A 20010-nucleotide genomic window follows, 5' to 3' on the forward strand; every position below is an offset into this window, starting at 1 on the left:
GTTCAATATCCGTTGAGGCGCGCCCAGCGTTCGCGGTGGAAAGAGGAGGAACCATAGGCCTGTTCGGCCACGCGGGACCGTTTGAGATAGAGGCCCGCGTCATGCTCATGCGTCATGCCGATGCCGCCGTGCAACTGCACCATTTCGCATGTGATGCGATGGGCGGTTCCATTGGCCATCGCCTTGGCCAGCGAGGCGAGCGAGGGCAATTGCGGATCATCGGCATCAATGGCGGCCAGCGCGGCCTCGACCGCCGAACGGGTGAGCTGCAATTCCCCGAACATCTCCGAGGCGCGATGCTGCAGCGCCTGAAACGATCCGATCAATTGGCCGAACTGGACCCGGGTTTTGAGATAATCCAGCGTGGTTTCAAACGCCTGCGTGGCAAGGCCGAGCAATTCGGCAGCCTGTCCCACATAGGCGCGGTCGAGGATGGCGGACAGGAGGGCATCGCCATGGCCCAGAACCGCATCATCGCCCAGCAGCACCCCGTCAAAGCGCAGCAGGGCCGGGCGGCGGGCGTCGATCTGATCCAGCGGTTCGCGGGTCAAACCGGCGGTATCGGCGGGTACGAGGAACAGCATGGTGGCATCCTCCCCGCGCGCGGCCACGATGAACAGGTCCGCGCCCATGCCATCGGCCACCGGGCGTTTGATACCATCCAGCCGCCAGCCATTGGCAACCCGCGTGGCGGTCAGTGCGAGTGTATCGGGCGCATGATGCGCGCCTTCATCCACCGCCAGCGTGCCGATAATCGAACCATCGGCCAGACCCGGCAGCCATGCGCTTTGCTGCGCAGCATTTCCGCCAAGGCGCAGGGCGCTGACCGCAATCATCGCACTGCTCAGCAAGGGCAGGGGCGAGAGCGTGCGCGCCAATTCCTCCAGCACGAAGCCGAGGCTGAAAGCGCCGAAATCGCTGCCGCCATGCGCCTCGGGGACGAGGATGCCGCTCCAGCCCATCGCTGCCACTTCACCATAGGCGTCGCGGTCAAAGCCGGTGGTGGCGTCCTTGCGTCCTCCGCCGCTGTGGTCATACAATCCGCGCGCCACGCTCACCGGCATCCGGTCGCGAACCCATTGCGACACCATGTCTTTGAGCATGGTCTGTTCTTCGTTCAACACGGCCATCGCGCGCGTCCCCCTCAGCGATCCGGCAGGCCGAGCGAGCGCTTGGCCGTGATGTTGTTCTGGATTTCGTAGCTGCCGCCATAGATCGAGAAGGCCTTGGAGTGCAGCAGCGCGCGGGTGGCCTCGCGCGCATCGGCCGGATAGGCATCGCCCGACCAGCCAAGGCCATCGGCCCCCAGCACCTCGACCAGCAATTCGGCGCGGCGCTGGACAATGCCCGACCACAGGTTCTTCAGCGTGGACACGCCATTGCCGGGGCCGCCGTTGCGCGCCTCCTCGTTAAACCTGCGCACGGTTTGCAGATAGGCCGCATGGCGCATGGCATTATGCACGATGCGCGCGCGCGCATCCGCATCCGCAATCCGCCCCTCCTCATCCGTACCCAGCATCGCATGGGCGATGGGGGCCAGCGGGGTCACATCGGTCTTGACCTCGGACAGGCTGGAGCGTTCAAATTGCAGCAGGCGCTTGGCGATGTTCCAGCCCTGATTGACCGCGCCGACCAGATTGCCCTTGGGCACTTTCACATCGTTGAAGAAGACTTCGCAGAAATGGGTCGATCCGCTGATCAGGACGATCGGGCGCGCCTCGACGCCGGGCGATTTCATGTCGATCAACAGGAAGCTGATGCCGCCATGTTTGACGCTGGTGTCGGTGCGCACAAGGGCAAAGCACCAGTCGGCCTGATCGGCGCCCGAGGTCCAAATCTTCTGGCCCGATACCACCCAATGGTCGCCCGCATCGACGCATTTCATTTGCAGCGAGGCAAGGTCGGATCCCGCGCCCGGCTCGGAAAAACCCTGACACCAGCGCAGTTCATGGGTGGAAATGCGGGGCAGATGTTGCAGCCGCTGCTCTTCCGTGCCGAATTCCAGCAGCGTCGGGCCCAGCATCATCGTGCCATAGGAACGGATCGGGTTGAATGCGCCGATGGCGGACAGTTCCTGCGCGATGATCTTGGCCTGTGCGGGCGAAAGTCCGGCCCCGCCATAGGCCTTGTCCCATGTCGGCGTGCCCCAGCCTTTGTCGGCCATCGCTTTGCGCCAGGCCTGAAAATCCTTGCTGGCGGCGGCGGCATGGGCATCCCCCTGAAAGATCAGCCCGTTCACGCCTGTCAGCGCCGGCGGGAAGTTGGCGGATAGCCAATCGCGGACCTCCTGTCTGAATTGCTGGTCTTCCATCATCCCGCCCGGTTTTTGTTGTGAATCTGTTTCGGGGCCGGTCGCGGCCGGCTCTGCTTCGATGTTGATCTGTAAGCGATGCGGAGACGCTAGGCTAGTGATATTTTGCATTGCAGGGCAGAATTGAGATAAAATTTTCATTCATCGCCGGGGCGAAATCTGCGCCTATGGTAAGGTTTTAGGGCGGTAGTTTTTGGATTCTAGTTCCATAAAATAATGAAATATAGTCATATAATTGATATGCGAATGCCGCCGATTGACAGCTTCATGGAATAACGTAACTGTACCGTAGTGCAATTTTGATGGGGCGCACACAAAGTGGCGCGCCCGATTCCAAAGAGGCTGCCTTTCATGAGCGATTCCCAAACCTGCGTCCTCTTTGCCCTGGAGGATGGCATCGCACGCATCGTCCTCAACCGCCCGGATCAGTTGAATGCGATTACGGTGGGGATGCATCAGAGGCTGGCCGAAATTCTCGACGAGATCGAGGCCTGCGCGGATCTCCGGGTGGTTCTGCTGACCGGGGCAGGGCGTGGCTTTTGCGCGGGGCAGGATCTGGGCGAAAGGCCGGTCGAACAGGAAGGGCCGCTCGATCTGGGGGAGAGTATTGAGCTGCGCTATAATCCGCTGATCCGGCGTCTGGCGCGTTTGCCGGTGCCGCTCGTCTGTGCGGTCAATGGTGTGGCGGCGGGGGCGGGGGCGGCGCTGGCGTTGATGGGCGATATGGTGATTGCGGCGCAATCGGCCAGCTTTATCCTTTCCTTCGCCAGGATTGGCCTGATGCCTGATTGCGGAATGAGCTGGCTGCTGCCCCGCCTGATCGGCCAGCCTCGCGCGCTGGGCATGGCGATGACGGGTGAACGCATCAGCGCCGCCCGCGCGCAGGAATGGGGCATGATCTGGCAATGCGCGCCCGACGAGGATTTTATCGAGCATGTCGACGCGCTGGTCTCCTCGCTGGCCGCCGCGCCGACGCGGGGGATCATGGCCGCGCGTGATGCGATTCGGCAAAGCTGGGCCCGTGATTTCGACGCCCAGCTCGACATTGAGCGCGATGGCCAGCGCCGCCTTGGCCATACCCAGGACTACCGCGAGGGCGTCAGCGCCTTTCGCCAAAAACGCCGCCCACAGTTTCGCGGCTGTTGATCTGCGTTAAACGTTGACCTGATTTAAAAATTGCACGAAGGTGCATTTATTGTGCCGTCCATAAGGCCTCATGGGAGAGTTTTCGTGTCTGACGCAAATGTGGCCGAAGGCCCGATCTATCCGCGCGCGCCCATGGCATGGCTGACGGTGGCGATCCTTTTTGTGCTGTATATCCGCTCGCTGGCGGACCGTTATCTGATGGCGCTGATGGTCGAACCGATCAAGCAGGGTCTCCACCTTTCCGACACGCAATTCAGCCTGCTGCAGGGTCCGGCCTTTGCAGTTTTCTACTGCCTCTGCGCCATTCCGGTGGGGCTGATGCTGGATCGTTACAGCCGCCGCTGGGTGCTGTTCTTCTGCATCCTGCTGTGGAGCGCGGGGGCGGGGGCCTGCGGTTTTGCCGGGGGCTTTGCCATGTTGATGGCCGCGCGCGCGCTCGTCGGCGCCGGCGAGGCGGGCTATACGACCGGTGCCTATTCGATCATCGGCGACAGTTTTCCGCCCTCACGGCTTTCGCTGGCCATGGCGGTGTTTGTCATGGGCGGGGTGATGGGGGCGGGCATCGTCTTCTTGCTGGGCGGGCCGCTGGTCGGCTTTGTGCTGGAAGGCGGCATCTCGCACTGGCCGATGATGGGCCATTTCGCTCCTTGGCAGCAAGCCTTTGTCATCACCGGCATTCCGGGCATGGCCTTTGCTTTCCTCGTCTTCCTTTTCCCCGAACCGCGCCGCCGCCAGCAGGCCGCCGTCTCCGCGCTCGAAGGCTATCGTGAGGCGTGGCGCTTCATCATGACCTATCCGCGCTGTTTCAGCGGGATCATCTTCGGCATCGGCTTCGTCTATACCGTCACCATCGCGCTGCAGATCTGGAGCCCGACCTTCCTCACCCGCGTCCATGGCTGGAAACCGGGGCAGATCGGTCTGGCGATGGGCGTGGCGCAATTGCTCGCCGCGCTCAGCCTGCCGGTGCATGGTTGGGTGGTGGATCGGTTGTATAATGCCGGCTATCGCGATGCGCATCTGCGCTGGTGCCTGATCACGCTGGTGCTGGCTGGGCCGCTGGCAGTGGCGGCCTATCTGGTCAGCAACCCCTATGCCACGGTTGTGCTGTTCGGCCTTTATATGACCTGCATCCATTCGACCTCTTCGATGGGCCCCGCCTCGGTGCAACTTGTCACGCCTACTGCCTTGCGCGGCCGGGTGACGGCGATTTTCGTGCTGATGACCGGGTTGATCGGCATGGCGCTGGGCACATTCCTTGTCGGCTTTGTTACCGACAAAGTGTTGGGCGACCCGGCCAAAGTCGGGCTTTCGATGGTGGCTCTGGTGGTGTCCGGCCTGATTCTCGCGGCGGGATTTTTTGCCCATGGCTGTGCAGGCGTGCGCCGTTTGCTGGCCGCGCGGGCGGAGTAAACCGGGGGACTGTGTAAATATCTCCCGATTTCATGGGGCTGGCGCGCATTGTGATATTTATCCGTCAGCCCTGATGATTGTGCATAGGGATGCAAATTTGCATTGACTGGCAAAATTCTCCGGCCTACAAATTCTGCAACATAGGGCAAAAAGCGAGGCGTTGGACTTCGCGGGCTTTTATGGGAGGTTGGGATGCGAATTCATACCATGTCCGTATTGTTGGCCGGGACGGCGCTGGCCGCCGCGTTTCCGGGGGCCGCCAGCGCCGCCGATGAACCCAAAGCCGCCGACATCATCGTCACCGCCACGCGCATCGTGCGCGACGGCTATACCGCGCCCACGCCGGTGACGGTCGCCTCGGCCGAAGAACTGGCCAAGGCCACGCCGACCAATATTCCCGATGCGCTCAACAAACTGCCCAATTTCCAGAACTCGCTGGGGCCGGGCAAGTCGGCGAACAATTTCTCGGCCATTCCGATCCATGGCAATATCCTCAACCTGCGCGGTCTGGGCACGCCCACGGCCAACCCCAAGGGGCCGCTGCGTACCCTTATCATGGTCGATGGCGTGCGCGTGGCGCCCACCGAATATATCGGCACCATCGACACCAACGTCATCCCCAACCTGCTGGTTCAGCGCGTGGACGTGGTGACGGGCGGCGCTTCGGCGGCGTGGGGTTCGGACGCGGTGGCGGGCGTCGTCAACTTCGTGCTCGACAAGAAGTTCGTGGGCCTGAAGGGAAATCTTCAGGCGGGCACATCGCAGCGCGGCGACAATAACAACCAGCGCATCGGTCTGGCCTTTGGCACCAAATTCGCGGGCGACCGCGGCCATCTGCTGCTCTCGGCTGAATATTACAACAATGACGGCATGCTGCGCGATGCGCGCAAGGCGGGCCAGAACGGCTATGCCTGGGTCGGATCGACGCCGGGCTGCGTCAACACCACGTCTGATGCCACCGCCTGTTCGCCGGGCGGCTCGCTCAACCCGTATAAGCAGGCCGGCAATGTGCTGATTTCCTCGGCCTCGACCTATGGCAAGCTCTATAATGGCGCTACGCCGCTGGGCACCAAGCTGAATGCCGACGGCACGGTCTCACCCTTCAACACCGGCACGGCCACGGGCAGCGCGGGCATCCAGATCGGCGGGGATGGCTATACGATCCCGGCGCATACCACCGCGATCGCGCCCTCCAAGACCTATCAGAACTTTGGCCGCCTCAGCTTCGATTTCAGCGACAATTTCAGCGCCTTCACGCAGATGATCTATTCGCGCACCGAAATTGCCTATGACGCAATGGCCAACACGCTGGTTCAGGGCAGCCCGACCGCGACGATCTATGCGGGCAATCCCTATATTCCTGCCTCGCTGGCCTCGACGGTGGCGACCAACGGTTCGGTGGGCATTGCGGCCTATTATTCGGACAATCAGACCAGGGTGCGCGAAACCACCGATTTCATCCAGTCGACCTCGGGTATCGAGGGCAAGTTTGGCGGGTGGAAGGTCAGGGCCGATTACACCCATTCGGAATCGACCCATAACATGACCCAGTCGGGCCTGTGGGACTGGAAGAAGTTCTTTGCTGGAGTCGATGTCGTCTCGGTGGGCGGTACGCCCACTTGCCGCGTGCTGACCGATCCGACGGTCGCCGCGCAATATGCCGGGTGTCAACCGATCAACCTGTTTGCAGGCAATCCGGCCGTGTCCAGCCCGGCGGGCTATGCCTATGCCACGGGCACCTCGCAATATCGCGCGCGCTTCAAGCATGACTCGATCACCGCCAGCATCAGCGGCAGCCCCTTCAGCCTGCCCGCAGGCCCGGTCGACATCGTGGTGGGCGGCGAATATCGCAAACAGAGCATGACGCTGACCAGCAATGCCGACCCGGCCAATCTGGACACGGCGGCCAAGAAGGCGGCCTATTTCGCGGGGCTGCGCGGGGTGCAATCGGCCTCGCTCTATTACTGGCTGACCAATGTGGGCACGGCCAATGGCTCGATGGATGTCAAGGAAGCCTTTGGCGAAATCGCGGTGCCGCTGCTGAAAGACGCCCCGCTGGCCCAGCAGCTCAGCCTGAACGGCGCGGTGCGTGTGACCGATTATTCGACCTCGGGCACGGTGACGACATGGAAGGCGGGCGGCACCTGGAAGCCGGTCAGCGACTTCCTGCTGCGCGCCACCTATTCGCGCGATATCCGCGCGCCCAACCTTTATGAACTCTATCGCGGCGACACCAGCGGCATCGGCATCGTGCTCGACCCGGTCACGGGGCTGAACCAGAACGCATCGACCGTATCGGGCGGCAACCCCAAGCTGAAGCCCGAAGTGGCCAAGACGCTGACCATCGGCGGCGTGTTCACCCCCAGCTTCCTGCCGGGCTTCAGCATGTCGGTCGACTTTTACAAGATCGACATGACCGGCGCCATCGACGCGCTGACCGCGCAGCAGATCCTCAATATCTGCGGCACGGCGGGCACGGCGCCGGAATGTTCGCTGATCTCGCGGCCCAATTCGACCTCGTTCCCCTCGATGGTGCGGATCACGGAATCGAACATCTCGTTCCTGAAGACGCAGGGCGTGGATATTGACGCCAGCTATCGCCGTCAGGTCGGAAAGGGCGCGCTGGGTATCCGCCTCTATGCCAACTATCTGGGCCAGTTCGACACCCAGCTCTATGCCGGACAGCCGGTGGTGCATTATGCCGGGGCCAATGTGGTGGGTTCTAACCCCGTGTCCTATCCGCGCTGGCGCGGGTCGCTCTCGGTCGATTACACGGTCGGGCCGATCGGCATCAACATTGCCGAACAGTATATCGGTTCGATGAACCGCTTCCTCAATGCGTCAGCGCCCAATCTGTCGAACTTTGTCGGTGGTTCGGTGCCCGCCTATATGTACACCGACCTTTCGGTGCGGGCGCGCATTCCCCATGGTGCGGGCGGCTATTTCGAAGTGTTCGGTACGGTCAACAACCTGTTCGACACGGATCCGCCGATCATTCCGGGCATCACGCCGGGCGTCAATCTGGCCACCAATATCTCGACCTATGACATGATCGGCCGCGCCTTTACGGCGGGGGTCCGCTTCAAGTTCTAAGGTCTGCCTGAAGGAAACTGTCCGGCCGCGTTCATCATCGGATGGCGCGGCCGGATCTGTATGAGGGACATGTCCATGCTGCGCTGGCGTTCGATGCTGTTTGCCCCTGCCGACCATGCGGAACGCTGCGCCAAGGCGGCGCGGGCGGGGGCCGATGCGGTGATCCTCGATCTGGAGGATGCGGTGGCGCCCGGCGCCAAGCCCGCGGCGCGCGCGGCATTGGCCGGGGCGGTGGCGGATGTGCGGGCGCAGGGCGTGGCGGCCACGGTGCGGATCAACGCGCCATGGATGATGGCGGTGGAGGACATTCGCGCGGCGGCGGCCGCCGGGGGTGATGCGATCGTGGTGCCCAAGGCGGAATGTCCGCATGACCTTGGTGTGATCGCCGCGATGGTGGCCGAATTGCGGGGTGAGGCTCTGCCCATCATCGCGCTGATTGAAAGCCCGCTGGGCGTGGCGCGGGCGCAGGCGATGGCCGATGTGCCCTGCGTGGCCGGTCTGGCGCTGGGGACCGAGGATTTCTCTCTGGCGATGGGGGTGGAGCCGACTACCGCCGTGCTCGACCTGCCCGCGCGGCAATTGGCTATGGCGGCGGCGGGGCGGGAGCTGATGGCGCTGGCGGTGCCTTTCTCCATCGCGCGTTTCCGCGAGGAGGAAGCCTATCGCGCCATCGCGGGCGAGGCGGCGGCTTACGGCGTCAATGGCGCGATCTGTATCCATCCCAAGCAGGTGGCGGTGGCCAATGCGGTCTTTGGCCTTTCCCCCGCCGCACGCGAGGAGGCAGAGCGCATCTGGGCGGCTTGGGACGAGGCGCGGGCGCAGGGCCTCTCGGTGGTCACGCTCGACGGGCGGATGATCGACCTGCCCGTGGCGGAACGGGCCAGAAAGGCTCTGGCCCGCCCTTGATGGATCAGTTCGTTTTGATCCACACGCCCTTGGTCTGCAGATAGGCGTCAATATGCTCATGGCCGCCCTCGCGGCCAAATCCGCTCATCTTGTATCCGCCGAAGGGCACCGCCGGGTCCATCGCGAAATAGTGGTTGACCCAGACCGACCCGGCCCGGATGCGCCTGACCGCCGACATGGCCTTGTCGATGTCCTTGGTCCACACCCCGCCCGCCAGGCCGAAACGCGTGGCATTGGCCCGCGCGATCACCTCGTCAAACGTGTCGAAAGGCATGATCGAGGCGACGGGGCCGAAGATTTCCTCACACGCAATGCGCATATCGTCGCGCACATCGGCAAAGACCGTGGGGGCCACCCAATAGCCCTTGTCCAGCCCACCCGCCGTCACGCGCCCGCCGCCGGTAATCAGCCTTGCGCCCTGCTGCGCGCCCAACGCAAGGTAATCGGAAACGCGGTCGAATTGCTTCCCCGACACGATGGGGCCGATCTGCGTGGCCGGATCGAGGCTGAGGCCGACCTTCAGCCCATCGGCGAAAGCGGCAAAGCGCCCGACGAATTCCTCATAGGCCGGGCGCTCGACATAGATGCGCGTGCCCGCCGCGCAGACCTGCCCGCTATTGTTGAACACGCCCATGGCCGAGGCGGGGATCGCCGCATCGAGATTGGCGTCGGCAAAGATGATATTGGGCGATTTGCCGCCCAGTTCCATCGTCACCTTTTTGAACGTCCGCGCCGAAGCCTCGACAATCCGCGCGCCCGTAGGGCCTGATCCGGTAAAGGCCACCTTGTCCACATCGGGATGGGCCGAGAGCGCGGCGCCGGTTGCCCCCGCGCCCGTCACCACATTGACGACGCCCGGCGGCACGCCCGCCTCATGGCAAAGTTCGGCAAAGCGCAGGGCGGACAGGCCCGCATCCTCGGCGGGTTTCAGCACGATGGTGCAGCCCGTGGCCAGCACCGGCCCGATCTTCCACGCCGCGCTGAACAAAGGCCCGTTCCACGGGATGATCGCGCCGACCACGCCGATGGGTTCGCGCAGAGTATAGGACAGCAGGTCGACCGGGAAGGAATTGCCCAGTGTCTGGCCATAAATTGCCGTGGCCGCCCCTGCGAAATGGTGGAGAGAACGCTTCAACATGCCGCGAAGCCCGCGCGAGGCGGTGATCGGGCGGCCCATTTCCAGCGTGTCGAGCATGGCCAGATCATCGCATTCGGCATCGACCAGTTCGGCCAGCTTGAGGATCACCGCCTGCCGCTCGGCCGGTTTAAAGCGGCTCCACGGGCCTTCAAAGGCGGCGCGGGCGGCGCGCACCGCGCGGTCCACATCGTCCTCTCCGGCCAGCGCCAGTTGCGCCACCAGCTCGCCGGTCGAGGCGCTGATGCTGTTGAACGTCTCGCCCGAAAGCGCGTCCACCGCTTCGCCATTGATCAGCAGTTTTTTGCGCCCATCGCCCAGCCACGCGGGGCGGAAAGCGCTGATGCTGCTATAATCGGTCATGTCTGGCATCCTCTTGGATCTTTGGCGGATCATAGGCACATTTCTGCACATGAGGTCAATAATAAAACGTGGCAGGCGGTTTGCGCCCCGCCGCGCCCTATGGCATGGCGGGATCGGAAAAGAGAGGAACCATGGCCGACCCAGCGCCCCTGTTCAATGCGGCCAAACGCCACCTGCTGTTGACAGCCGAGCGGCTGTTTGCCCAGCGCGGATGCGAGGGCGTGTCGCTGCGCGAGATTGCGCAGGCGGCAGGATCGCGCAACAACAATGCCGTGCAATATCACTTCGGATCGCGTGAGGGGCTGATGGCCGCGATCCATGTCTGCCGCGTGGGCGATATGGAGGCAATGCGCGAGGCGATGCTGGCGCGGGCCGGGGCGGAAGGGCTGCTGGGCGACTCGCTGACCTTGCTGCAAATCCTGTGCCTGCCGCATCTGGCGCTTAAAGATGAGGATGGCAGCCATCCCTATGCCGGGTTTCTGGTGCATTATGTGATGCGCCACTGGCGCGCGCCCGATGCCGATGCTGCGGTGGGGGCGGGCGGGGTCGCCCCGGCGCAAAGGCGGGTGGTCGAGCTGATCGCGGCGACTTTGGGCGATCTGTCCCCCGCCTTCATCCGTTCGCGCAGTATGTTGGCGCTGATGCTTTTCCTTAACGCGCTGCTGCGCCACGATCATGTCGATCGGCAATTGGGCGTCCCGGCCCTGCTGGAGGACGCGCTGCGCAGCGCCCATGCGGCCCTGCGCCAGAGCGATGCAGGGCGCGCGCCTTTGCTCTTTGCCGATATGTTGGCGCTCTAACCCCCGATCTTCACCGTCACCGCGCGCAGGGTTCCGGTAAAGCGGCTGCTGGCCACACTATAGGACGGATCGACCGGCGAGATCGTGTCCTGCCCAATGTCGAAACCCTCGGTGTGCGAGATGACCTGCGCAAAGGTGCGGGGGATGCGCCCGCCACCCACCGGCGCGCCATCGAGGAGCAGCGTGACATTGCCGCCACTGGTCGCCGCCTCCTTGTCGAGGGCAAAACGCATCTCCAGCCGGTGCGCGCCTGCGCCAATGGCCTTGGTTGCGGCGATGCGGGTCATATTGGCCGGGGTGAGGTTATAGGTGAAAACCGGGCAGCCATGGTCGAGATAGAGGCTGTATCCGCCAAAGCGCCCGCCTTGGGCCGCGATCACGCCCCCAAGGACGCCATCGCCGGTGGTCAGGTCTGCGCTGATGGTGAAGGAGTGGCCGACCGTGGGCGGCGCGGCGCTTTCGGCAATATCGGTGATCGGCATCGTATAGGTGAAACTGGTGCGGCCAGTACTGGGGTCGGGGCGGCCCTTTTGTCCGCCATCGGGGCTGTGGATGGGCAGGATCTTGGCCTTTGCCGCCTCGGCCCAGAATGTCGCCTTCATCCGCTCCAGCCGCGCCGGTTCGGCCGCGGCAAGATCATGGGCCTCGCTGAAATCCTTGTCGATATTGTAGAGTTCCCATTGCCGGTTTTCGACCGCGACGCGGGGCGGGGGCGTGCGCTCCCAAGGCGTCACCATGGGCTTGGTCGCAGCGACCCAGCCGTCCTTATAGAGGCTGAGGTTTTCCGCCATGGCAAAGACCTGCATGGTGCGGCGTGATGGGGCGGCGGGCTGGTCCAGCGTATAGCGCGCGCTGATGCCGGTGATCGGTTGCTGGGGCACGCCGTTGAACACATCGGGGGGGGCGATCCCGGCCACGTCCAGCAAGGTCGGCATGATGTCGCTGACATGCAGAAACTGGGACCGGATCGCGCCCGCATCGGCAATATGATGCGGCCATGAAACGACCATCCCGTTGCGCAGACCGCCGAAATGCGAGCCATAGCGCTTTGACCACTGAAACGGCGCATTGAGCGCCCAGCCCCAGCCGCCGGGATAGAGATTATAGGCATTGCGCCCGCCGATATCGCCCATATGCGCGATGGAGCGGGCCAGATCCTCCTTCACGCCCGAGAGCGGCGATTGTTCGTAAAGCTTGCCGTCGAAACTGCCCTCGGCGCTGGCGCCATTGTCGCCCTGGATATAGATGATCAGCGTGTTGTCATAGGTGCCGCTGTCCTTCAGGCTCTGGATCACGCGGCCCACCTGATCGTCGGCATAGGCGAGCGATGCGGCATAGGCCTCCATATAGCGGGCGTAGAGGCGCTGCTGGTCGGGCTTCAGGCTGTCCCAAGCGGGCAAGGTGGCTGGGCGAGGCGGGGCCTGCGTATCGGCGGGGATCGTGCCCAGCGCCTTTTCGCGGGCGAAGATTTCATCGCGCAGCGCGTCCCAGCCCTTGTCGAACCGGCCCTTGAATTTGGCCAGCCATGCCGTAGGTGCATGGTTGGGCGCATGGGCCGCGCCGGTGGCGTAATAGGCGAAGAAGGGGCGGTCGGGCGTGTTGGCCTTTTGCTCGGCAATCCAACGGATCGCGTGATCGGCCAGATCGCTTTCCAGATGGTATCCGGGGCGATTGACATCGGGATGGGCGGGGCGGGTGTTTTCCACCAGCGAGGGTTCGAACCCCGAGGAATCCGCGCCGAGGAAGCCGTAGAAATAGTCAAACCCCAGCCCGGTCGGCCAGCGGTCGAAGGGGCCCGAGGCGCTCATTTCCCATTCGGGCGTGATATGCGATTTGCCGAACATCGCCGTCGAATAGCCCCCTGCGCGCAGCAGGGCGGGCAGGGCGGCGGCGCTTTTGGGAATGACGCTGTTATAGCCTTCATAGCCGGTCGCCCAATTGGCGACATAGCCCATGCCGACCGCCTGCGGATTGCGCCCGGTCAGCAGCGCGGCGCGGGTGGGCGAGCAGATGGCGGTGGTGTGAAAGCGGTTATAGCGCAGCCCTTCGCGCGCCAGAGCGTCGAAAGTGGCGGTCGGGATCGGGCCGCCAAAGGCGCTGGAGGCGCCAAAGCCGACGTCATCGGTCATGATGAGCAGGATGTTGGGCGCCGTTTTCGCCGCGCGCACCGGCTGCGGCCAGACGGGGGCCGAGGATTCCGCCGCCGAGATGCCATAGGTGGGCGCTTGCGCGAGAGCGTAGGCGGGCGTCAGAAGCGATGCGGTCAGCAGGGCGGATTGGAGGCGGAGGCCGCGCATGATCTTCTCCCGAACCGGGGTCCGATGCGCCGGTTTCGGGGGGAGATTATGCCTGTCAATTTTGCACGTCAATATAAATTAAGTCGTATGACTTAATTCTCGCGCCGCCGCTCGCGCCGTTGCTTCAGATCAGTTGGGTCTTGGGCAGTTGCACGACCATCCCATCCATCGCGTCGGTCACGGGGATCTGGCACGAGAGGCGGCTGCCGGATTGCGGTTCGGCGGCAAATTCCATCATCGCCTCTTCTTCCTCGCTGGCCGGGGACAGGCGGGCGAGCCAATCATCGGGGATCACCACCTGACAGGTGGCGCAACTGCAAGCCCCGCCGCAATCGGCCAGAATGCCGCGTAGGCCATTCTTGACCGCGCCCTCCATCAGGCTCCAGCCCTGTGGCACATCGACCACCTGATCGGTGCCATCGGCAAGGCGATAGTTGATCTTCGCCATCAATCCTCTCCGATGCTCAGCGCTCGTTCGGGGCAGGCGCGGGTGGCGCGGCCTGCCAGCGCTTCCTGCCCTGGCGGCACAAGGATGTCGCCGGGCAGGACATAGCCTTCGTCATCCAGTTCGAACAAGTCCGGCGCTAGCGCCCAGCAGCGCGCATGGCCGGCGCATTTCTCGCGGTCTACCTTGATAATCATCGCCATCAACTCCAGTCGAGCACCAGATTTTCCACGCCAAAGACAAAGCCGCCGAAGGTGACGGGGGCGGTGCCTTCCTTGATGCGGAAGGGCGGGATGCGGGCGAACCATTCATTGAGCGCGATGATGATCTCGCGCCGCGCCAGATGCGAGCCGAGGCAGCGGTGGGGGCCATAGGAGAAGGCGGTGTGACGATTGTCCTCGCGATTGAAATCGATCGTGTTGGGATCGGGAAATTCGGCCGGATCGCGGCTGGAGGCCATCGAGGGGCAGGAGACCAGATCGCCCTTTTTGATCGGGCATCCGCCCAGATCCATGTCGCGCGTGGCGGTGCGGATCGGGGTGACGCTGGGGAAGGCGCGCAGCATTTCCTCGACGGCGCTGGGCATGATCGCGGGATCGTCGCGCAATTCCTGTTGCCGGTCGGGGTTGCGGGCGAGGAAATAGAGGTCGAGGCCAATGGCGGTGGCCACCGTATCCAGACCGCCGATGAAGAGCAGCACGGCAATCGAGCGGATTTCCTGATCGGTCAGGGGGCGGCCTTCGACCTGCGCCTGCACCAGAAAGGTCATGAAATCATCGGCCGGTTCTTCCTTGCGCTGGGCGATCATGCCTTCAAGGAAATTCAGTATCTTATGTGCGGCGGCTGTGCGTTCGGCGGGTCCCATATGCAGCAATTCATTGGCCCAGCCGACAAATTCCATCAGCCGGTCATCGGGAATGCCAAGGAAGGCGAGGAACACGCTGACCGCCAGCGGGAAGGCGAATTCGGTCATCACCTCGGCCGATGTGCCGCGCGCCTTGAGGCCCTCGATCAGTTCAACCGCCTTGGCCGTGACGAAGGGTTCGAGCGCCGCCACCCGCTTTGGCGAGAGCAGCGGGTTGAGCATCGAGCGATATTTGCCATGTTCGGGCGGGTCGAGTTCGAGCGGGATCACCGGCCAGTCCTCGCCGATGGCCGAGGAGAAGATGCGGCGATAGGAGGAATAGCTTGCGCCGTCCTGAAGCACATTGCGCTGTTCCTCCGCCGTGGTGACGATCCATGCGCCCTGCCCGTCGCGGGTGGTTTCGGGGGCATAGAACACCGATGGCCCATCGAGCAATTTGGCCACCGCGGCAAAGGGGTCGCCAAAGGGAGTGGGGCGCATTTCGGGCGATTTGTACAGGTTGAAGGCCCCCACGCAGTGTGCGGGGACGTGATCGGGCACCTTAGGCTGACTCGCCATGGCAATCCTCCAATGTTCTGTTCTTTGGACAGGCTATAGAATCCTGCACCTGAGTGCTAGATACAACAGATGTTTTATCTGTACAACGCCTGTTTTATCGCGCAGTCCTGTCGCACCATGAACGACCTTGCTCCACCTCCCACCGCCGCCGATCTGCGCCGCGCCGAAGTGATTGCCTGTGCGGCCCAATTGCTGGTCGAAGGGGGGCTGGGGGAAATCACCTTTCGCAATCTGGCGCGGCGGATGAATTGTTCGACCACCGTCATCAGCCATCATTTCCGCAACAAGGAAGAGGTGGTGCTGGAAACCTATCGCCATGTGAACGCGCGGGCGGCGGCGATGCGTGATGCGGCCCTGTCGGATCGGGCGCATGGGGCGGTGCGCGCCATCGAGGAACTCTTGCCCATCAGCCCGGCCCAGCGCGAAAATTGGGCGGCATGGCTGCATTTCTGGAGCGCGGCTTTGCATGACCCGGTGCTGGCCGCCGAACACGCGGTGGGCCTGTATCAGACGGTGGAGCGGGTGACGGCCTATCTGCGTTCAACCGGCATGGCGGATGATGCGGCGCAGGGCGCGGCGCAGGCGATCAGCAATGCGCTCTATGGCATCGCGATACAGGCGCTGTTCGACCGCGAGCATTGGGACGAGGCAAGGCTGCGACAGGAATTTCGCCGCACCACCGCCTATGCGCTGGGGCCGGACATGGCCGCCAGACAGGTTTAACTTTCCGCCAGAAAGGCCCGAATATCCTCCAGCACCGTGGGAAAGCGGTCATGGTGGAGCCAGTGGCTGGCATTCTCATATTCGATCAGGCGCGCATTGCGAAAATGGTTGATCCGCCCGTCCCGCCCCGGATTGGGCATAAAGGTGTTGCTGCCATGCAGGAACAGCATCGGGCAGGTCACGGCCTGCCACATGGCGATCACCTCCTCCTCCGGGAAATCCAGCACCGGCCAGATGTTGAGCCGGGGATCGAATTTCCAGCTGTAGGTGCCGTCATCATTGCTGCGCAGTGCGTGATGGGTCAGATGGCGGACCTGATCGTCGGAGAGATAGGGGTTCTTTTCCCGCATCCGGGCAAAGGCGTCCTCCTCGGATGCATAGCGCTTGTGATGGCGTTTGGCGGCTTCCTGATGCAGGCGGATCCAATTGGCGACGCGCGCGGCAAAGGGCTGGATCATCCGCTGTGAATTGCGCCCGCTCGACAGGGCCAGTCCCTCGATATTGACGAAGCGCGCGACCCGATCCGGGAAGATCCCGGCATAGCGCGTCGTCACCATCGCGCCCAGCGAATGGGCGCAGATGGTCAGCTTTTCCTGCCCAAGCGCATCGGCCAGATTGGCGAAATCCATCAGGAACGCGGCCATCGTGTAATCGGCGTCCGGCGACCATGCGCTGTTGCCATGTCCGCGCAGGTCGGGCGCGATCACCCGCCATTCCCCGGCCAATTCGCGCGCCAGCCAATCCATCGAACGCGCATGGTCAAATCCGCCATGTTGCAGCACCAGCACCGGGGCATTGGGATCGCCCCATTCCAGATAATGCAGGCGCAGGGTCTGGCTGATGAAATAGTTCGACCGGGGCCGGATGGAATCGGAGGACGACAGCTTGACCATGCATGCAGGTTTGGATCGCCCCGCACACATGGTCAATGGGCTTATGCTGTCGTCAGGCCAGGGCGCCGGCGGGCAGGACGATCGTGTTGAGCGAGTCCGCGGCCAGTTCCAGCGTCAGCGCCTTGCCGCCCAGCGCATAACGCACCTTCTGCTTTTGCCCCAGCGCGTTATTGGCGATCAGCACCACGCTGCCGTCGGGATTGCGGAAGGCGATATTGTCGTCAAAGCCAAGGAAGCTGTCGACCGAAAGCGCCCGCGCGCCCGGCTTCACATAGGAGGAGAGGTGGCGCATCAGCCAGTAATCGGGCGTCAGACGCCATGATTTCGCAACCGGATCGACCACGATCAGGCTGTTCTGAGGCCAGCCCCAAGGTGAGAGCCCGCCCGTGGGCAGCGCGGCGTTCCAGTAATCCCACGCGCTCGCGCCAAATTCGATATAGCGGCGCAGATTGGCCCAGCCATAGCGCGCATAGTGCCAGTCATTGGCCGAGGTGCCGCATTCCCATTCGGTGGCCCAGATTTCCATCTGCGGATATTGCCGCGCGATCTGGGGCAGGGCGCGCTTGCCGTCCCATTGCACGCCCACGCCCTTGATGACCGAGGCCGCCTTGGGGTCGGCCAGCACCGCGTCGAGCATCTCGACCTTGCCGCGCTCCAGCGTGCCGAAGAACACGCGCGCGCCCACCTTGTCCATCTCGCGGCCAAGGAAGGGCAGGAAACGCGCCAGCCCCTGCGGCGTCCACGTGCAGGAGGCATAGGGCTGGGCCGAGTTGAATTCATTCTGCGGCATCACCGTGCCGATGGTGATGCCCGCCTTGGCGTAATCCTCGACATAGCGGCGGAAATAGCGCGCATAGGCGTCGAAATAGCGGTCTTCCTGGATGAAGGAATCCTCGCCTTCCTTGCCGGTCTGATCGTCGCGGATGCCGGTTTCGGGCGTGCCGGGCCATGGTTTGGCCATGGCGTAAAACCCGTTCTTCTTCATCCAGCTTGGCGGGCTCCACGGGCTGGCCCAGATTTTGAGGTCGGGGTTAAAGCCCTGCGCCGCCTTGATATAGGGGATCAGCGTCTGCTGGTCATTGGCGGTGGAGAAGCTCTTGAGATCGAAATCCCCCGGCGTTTCGTCATAGGAATACCATTTGCGCGCAAAGTCATTGGCCCCCACCGGCGTGCGGCACAGGGTAAAGGCGGCCTGATCGGGCGCGAACAGCGTGGCCATCGCGGCATGGCGGTCGGCGGGCGAGAGATGCGAAAGCGCGACCCAGCCAAGCTCGTTAAAGCAGGCGCCAAAGCCCGCCATCGTCTGGCGCGGATTGGCCAGATTGATCGTCGCATCGGTGCCGAACAGGCTGGCCCGGCTGACTTCGGCCAGCGCGGGCACGCTCTGCTTTTGCCATGGCGCATCGGCCTGCGTGGAAAACCAGAGCGCGCCGGGCAGGGCGGGCGTTTCCACCGCGCGGGCGGCGACAGGGGCAACAGCCGTGGCCCCGATCAGGCCAAGCGCTGCGCGGCGGGAAACGGAAAGATCAGTCATGGTCGGGCACCTCGATCAGAATGCGGCGATAGCGGGTAAGGGCGGGCGTACCATTGTCGGTGACGGCAAGGATGACATGGGCCGTACGCACCGGCGGACATTTCATTTGCGGGAAATCCAGCCAACTCTTGGCGCAGCGCGCGGCGACCTTCACCGTGGCGCGTGCGGTGTTGCCATTGGCGATCTCCAGTGCGGGATTGGGCGATGCGCCGTCAAATCCGGCCTCGTCATAGGTGAACCAGCGATAGGTCAGCTTGTTGCCATCAGGATCGCGGCTGGCGGCGGCGTCCAGCGTGATGGACTGGCCGACTTTGGCCTTCAGCGCGATGGGCGCAAGGCCCGCGCTGCCGTTGACCACCGGCTGGGGCGCGTGGTTGGCCTTGGCGGGGGATTGGATGGTCCAGTCCATCCGCGCGGCGAAATCATTCTGAAACGCCTCGCGCCAGCGCCAGATCGTGGCCTGATCGCTGGTATGGTCGCCCACCGTGTCGGCGCTGGTCACGCGCATGAAGGCGTCGCCCCCCTGCGTCCAGATCTTGTGGCTCTCGCCCGCAGGCTGGCGCAGCACATAGCGTCCGCCCCAGCCGCCCCAATTGGGCTTGTCCTGCGCGTTCAGCCCATTGGTGATGAGGCCGAGGAAGGAGGACGTGTCGCCTTCCATGATGAACATATGGCGCGGATAGGCGGCGCCCAGCGGGCCTTTGGACCGGATGTTCTGATCCAGCCATTCGTTGGAGACGGGCGTGAAATCGGCCCCCGCGCCATTGCGGTAATATTTGTCGCCCGAAATGCCGGTCCATGTCGCGGCGGCATAATCGCCGCTGTCGGGGGAGGAGGGTGTGCCGATCCAGAACAGGCCGGGATAGGTGCGACGAAGCTGCGCGCCCGCATCGTCCTGATCGCTGATGGCGTAAACGCGCAGGCGGGCGACCAGCGCGTCGAATTCCCCTGCGGGCAGGGTCTTTTGCGCATGGCCCAGCGCTTCCGCCAGCGTATTGCCGCCGCCCCACAGGCCCACCCAGAGCGGGCGCGGATCGGGCCGCCGTGCCGCCTCGATCAGCGCCAGTGCGGCCGCCGAGGGATGGTCCATATCCACCGCCGCCATGCCATAGCCCTCGCGGCCCGCGTAAACGCGCTGGGCCATCGCCTCGCCGGTGGGATAGGCCGGATCGTGCAGGCGCAGATTGCCCGTCACCTTGCCATAGGCGTCGATCACCTTGTGCATGATCTCGGGGCTGACCTTTTCGCGCTGCCACACCGAAGTGGTGGCGCCAAGGCCCTCGATGTCGATCTCGTTTGAATAGAGCAGCAGGCGCACCAGCGACATCTGGTCGTCCGGCTCATTGCCGATGTCGGACAGGACGAAGAGGCGAGGATGAGGTTCTGCCGGGGCGGCGGCCTGAACCGCAGGCGCGGCGACCAGCAAAAGGGCAGCCGAGAGCATGGGCAAACGGGGCATCGCTTTCTCCTGTTTATGGCTGGCCCCGCCGGGATGAAGGGCGGGGCCAAGGCTCTTTCGGCCTTTGGGCTT

Annotated in this window: 16 protein-coding genes; 6 read left to right on the forward strand and 10 right to left on the reverse strand. The window is 63.7% G+C overall.

Annotated elements, in window-relative coordinates; genetic code table 11:
• Positions 1 to 2: 2 nt before the first annotated feature.
• Positions 3 to 1130, reverse strand: a complete 1128-nt coding sequence (locus BGP00_RS17545; protein ID WP_292691572.1) for an acyl-CoA dehydrogenase family protein — start codon at positions 1128 to 1130, stop codon at positions 3 to 5.
• 14 nt (positions 1131 to 1144) lie between these two features.
• Positions 1145 to 2314 (reverse strand): acyl-CoA dehydrogenase family protein, encoded by a 1170-nt coding sequence (locus BGP00_RS17550; RefSeq protein WP_292691570.1) that lies wholly within the window; start codon positions 2312 to 2314, stop codon positions 1145 to 1147.
• 348 nt (positions 2315 to 2662) lie between these two features.
• On the opposite strand from BGP00_RS17550, the gene paaG reads away from it, so the two are divergent.
• The 4 genes from paaG to BGP00_RS17570 all read left to right on the forward strand — a co-directional run bounded on the left by paaG (position 2663) and on the right by BGP00_RS17570 (position 8866).
• Positions 2663 to 3457 (forward strand): 2-(1,2-epoxy-1,2-dihydrophenyl)acetyl-CoA isomerase PaaG, encoded by a 795-nt coding sequence (paaG, locus tag BGP00_RS17555; protein WP_292691569.1) that lies wholly within the window; start codon positions 2663 to 2665, stop codon positions 3455 to 3457.
• Positions 3458 to 3541: 84 nt separating this feature from the next.
• Entirely contained in the window at positions 3542 to 4867 is a 1326-nt protein-coding gene (locus BGP00_RS17560; RefSeq protein ID WP_292691568.1) for an MFS transporter, read from the forward strand.
• Positions 4868 to 5074: 207 nt separating this feature from the next.
• Positions 5075 to 7960 carry a TonB-dependent receptor gene (locus BGP00_RS17565; protein ID WP_292691567.1) on the forward strand — a complete coding sequence of 962 codons (2886 nt, stop codon included), beginning with the start codon at positions 5075 to 5077 and terminating at the stop codon, positions 7958 to 7960.
• Between the two features lie 75 nt (positions 7961 to 8035).
• Positions 8036 to 8866 (forward strand): aldolase/citrate lyase family protein, encoded by an 831-nt coding sequence (locus BGP00_RS17570; RefSeq protein ID WP_292691565.1) that lies wholly within the window; start codon positions 8036 to 8038, stop codon positions 8864 to 8866.
• Positions 8867 to 8870: 4 nt separating this feature from the next.
• Here the strand turns inward: BGP00_RS17570 and BGP00_RS17575 are convergent, their stop codons facing one another.
• Entirely contained in the window at positions 8871 to 10364 is a 1494-nt protein-coding gene (locus BGP00_RS17575; RefSeq protein WP_292691563.1) for an aldehyde dehydrogenase family protein, read from the reverse strand.
• Positions 10365 to 10495: 131 nt separating this feature from the next.
• On the opposite strand from BGP00_RS17575, the gene BGP00_RS17580 reads away from it, so the two are divergent.
• Entirely contained in the window at positions 10496 to 11164 is a 669-nt protein-coding gene (locus tag BGP00_RS17580) for a helix-turn-helix domain-containing protein (RefSeq protein WP_292691561.1), read from the forward strand.
• Here BGP00_RS17580 and BGP00_RS17585 read toward each other — a convergent pair.
• The 4 genes from BGP00_RS17585 to BGP00_RS17600 all read right to left on the reverse strand — a co-directional run bounded on the left by BGP00_RS17585 (position 11161) and on the right by BGP00_RS17600 (position 15329).
• Positions 11161 to 13461 carry an arylsulfatase gene (locus BGP00_RS17585; protein ID WP_292691559.1) on the reverse strand — a complete coding sequence of 767 codons (2301 nt, stop codon included), beginning with the start codon at positions 13459 to 13461 and terminating at the stop codon, positions 11161 to 11163. The genes BGP00_RS17580 and BGP00_RS17585 overlap by 4 nt on opposite strands.
• A 124-nt stretch (positions 13462 to 13585) precedes the next feature.
• Positions 13586 to 13909 carry a 2Fe-2S iron-sulfur cluster-binding protein gene (locus tag BGP00_RS17590; RefSeq protein WP_292691557.1) on the reverse strand — a complete coding sequence of 108 codons (324 nt, stop codon included), beginning with the start codon at positions 13907 to 13909 and terminating at the stop codon, positions 13586 to 13588.
• Positions 13909 to 14103, reverse strand: coding sequence for a ferredoxin (locus BGP00_RS17595; RefSeq protein ID WP_292691555.1), 195 nt, complete (start codon positions 14101 to 14103; stop codon positions 13909 to 13911). The genes BGP00_RS17590 and BGP00_RS17595 overlap by 1 nt, the downstream gene beginning before the upstream one ends.
• Positions 14104 to 14108: 5 nt before the next feature.
• Positions 14109 to 15329, reverse strand: a complete 1221-nt coding sequence (locus BGP00_RS17600) for a cytochrome P450 (protein ID WP_292691553.1) — start codon at positions 15327 to 15329, stop codon at positions 14109 to 14111.
• A gap of 117 nt (positions 15330 to 15446) precedes the next feature.
• Between BGP00_RS17600 and BGP00_RS17605 the strand changes: the two genes are divergently transcribed.
• Entirely contained in the window at positions 15447 to 16052 is a 606-nt protein-coding gene (locus BGP00_RS17605) for a TetR/AcrR family transcriptional regulator (protein WP_292691551.1), read from the forward strand.
• Here the strand turns inward: BGP00_RS17605 and BGP00_RS17610 are convergent.
• The 3 genes from BGP00_RS17610 to BGP00_RS17620 are packed head-to-tail and all read right to left on the reverse strand — an operon-like array spanning position 16049 to position 19938.
• Positions 16049 to 16945: an alpha/beta hydrolase gene (locus BGP00_RS17610; protein ID WP_292691549.1), complete on the reverse strand. Its 897-nt coding sequence runs from the start codon at positions 16943 to 16945 to the stop codon at positions 16049 to 16051. The genes BGP00_RS17605 and BGP00_RS17610 overlap by 4 nt on opposite strands.
• 52 nt (positions 16946 to 16997) lie before the next feature.
• Positions 16998 to 18479 (reverse strand): glycoside hydrolase family 30 beta sandwich domain-containing protein, encoded by a 1482-nt coding sequence (locus BGP00_RS17615; RefSeq protein ID WP_292691547.1) that lies wholly within the window; start codon positions 18477 to 18479, stop codon positions 16998 to 17000.
• Positions 18472 to 19938 (reverse strand): nucleoside hydrolase-like domain-containing protein, encoded by a 1467-nt coding sequence (locus BGP00_RS17620; protein ID WP_292691545.1) that lies wholly within the window; start codon positions 19936 to 19938, stop codon positions 18472 to 18474. The genes BGP00_RS17615 and BGP00_RS17620 overlap by 8 nt, the downstream gene beginning before the upstream one ends.
• Between the last annotated feature and the right edge of the window lie 72 nt (positions 19939 to 20010).

Source organism: Novosphingobium sp. 63-713 (assembly GCF_001898925.1).
Taxonomy (GTDB): Bacteria; Pseudomonadota; Alphaproteobacteria; order Sphingomonadales; family Sphingomonadaceae; genus Novosphingobium.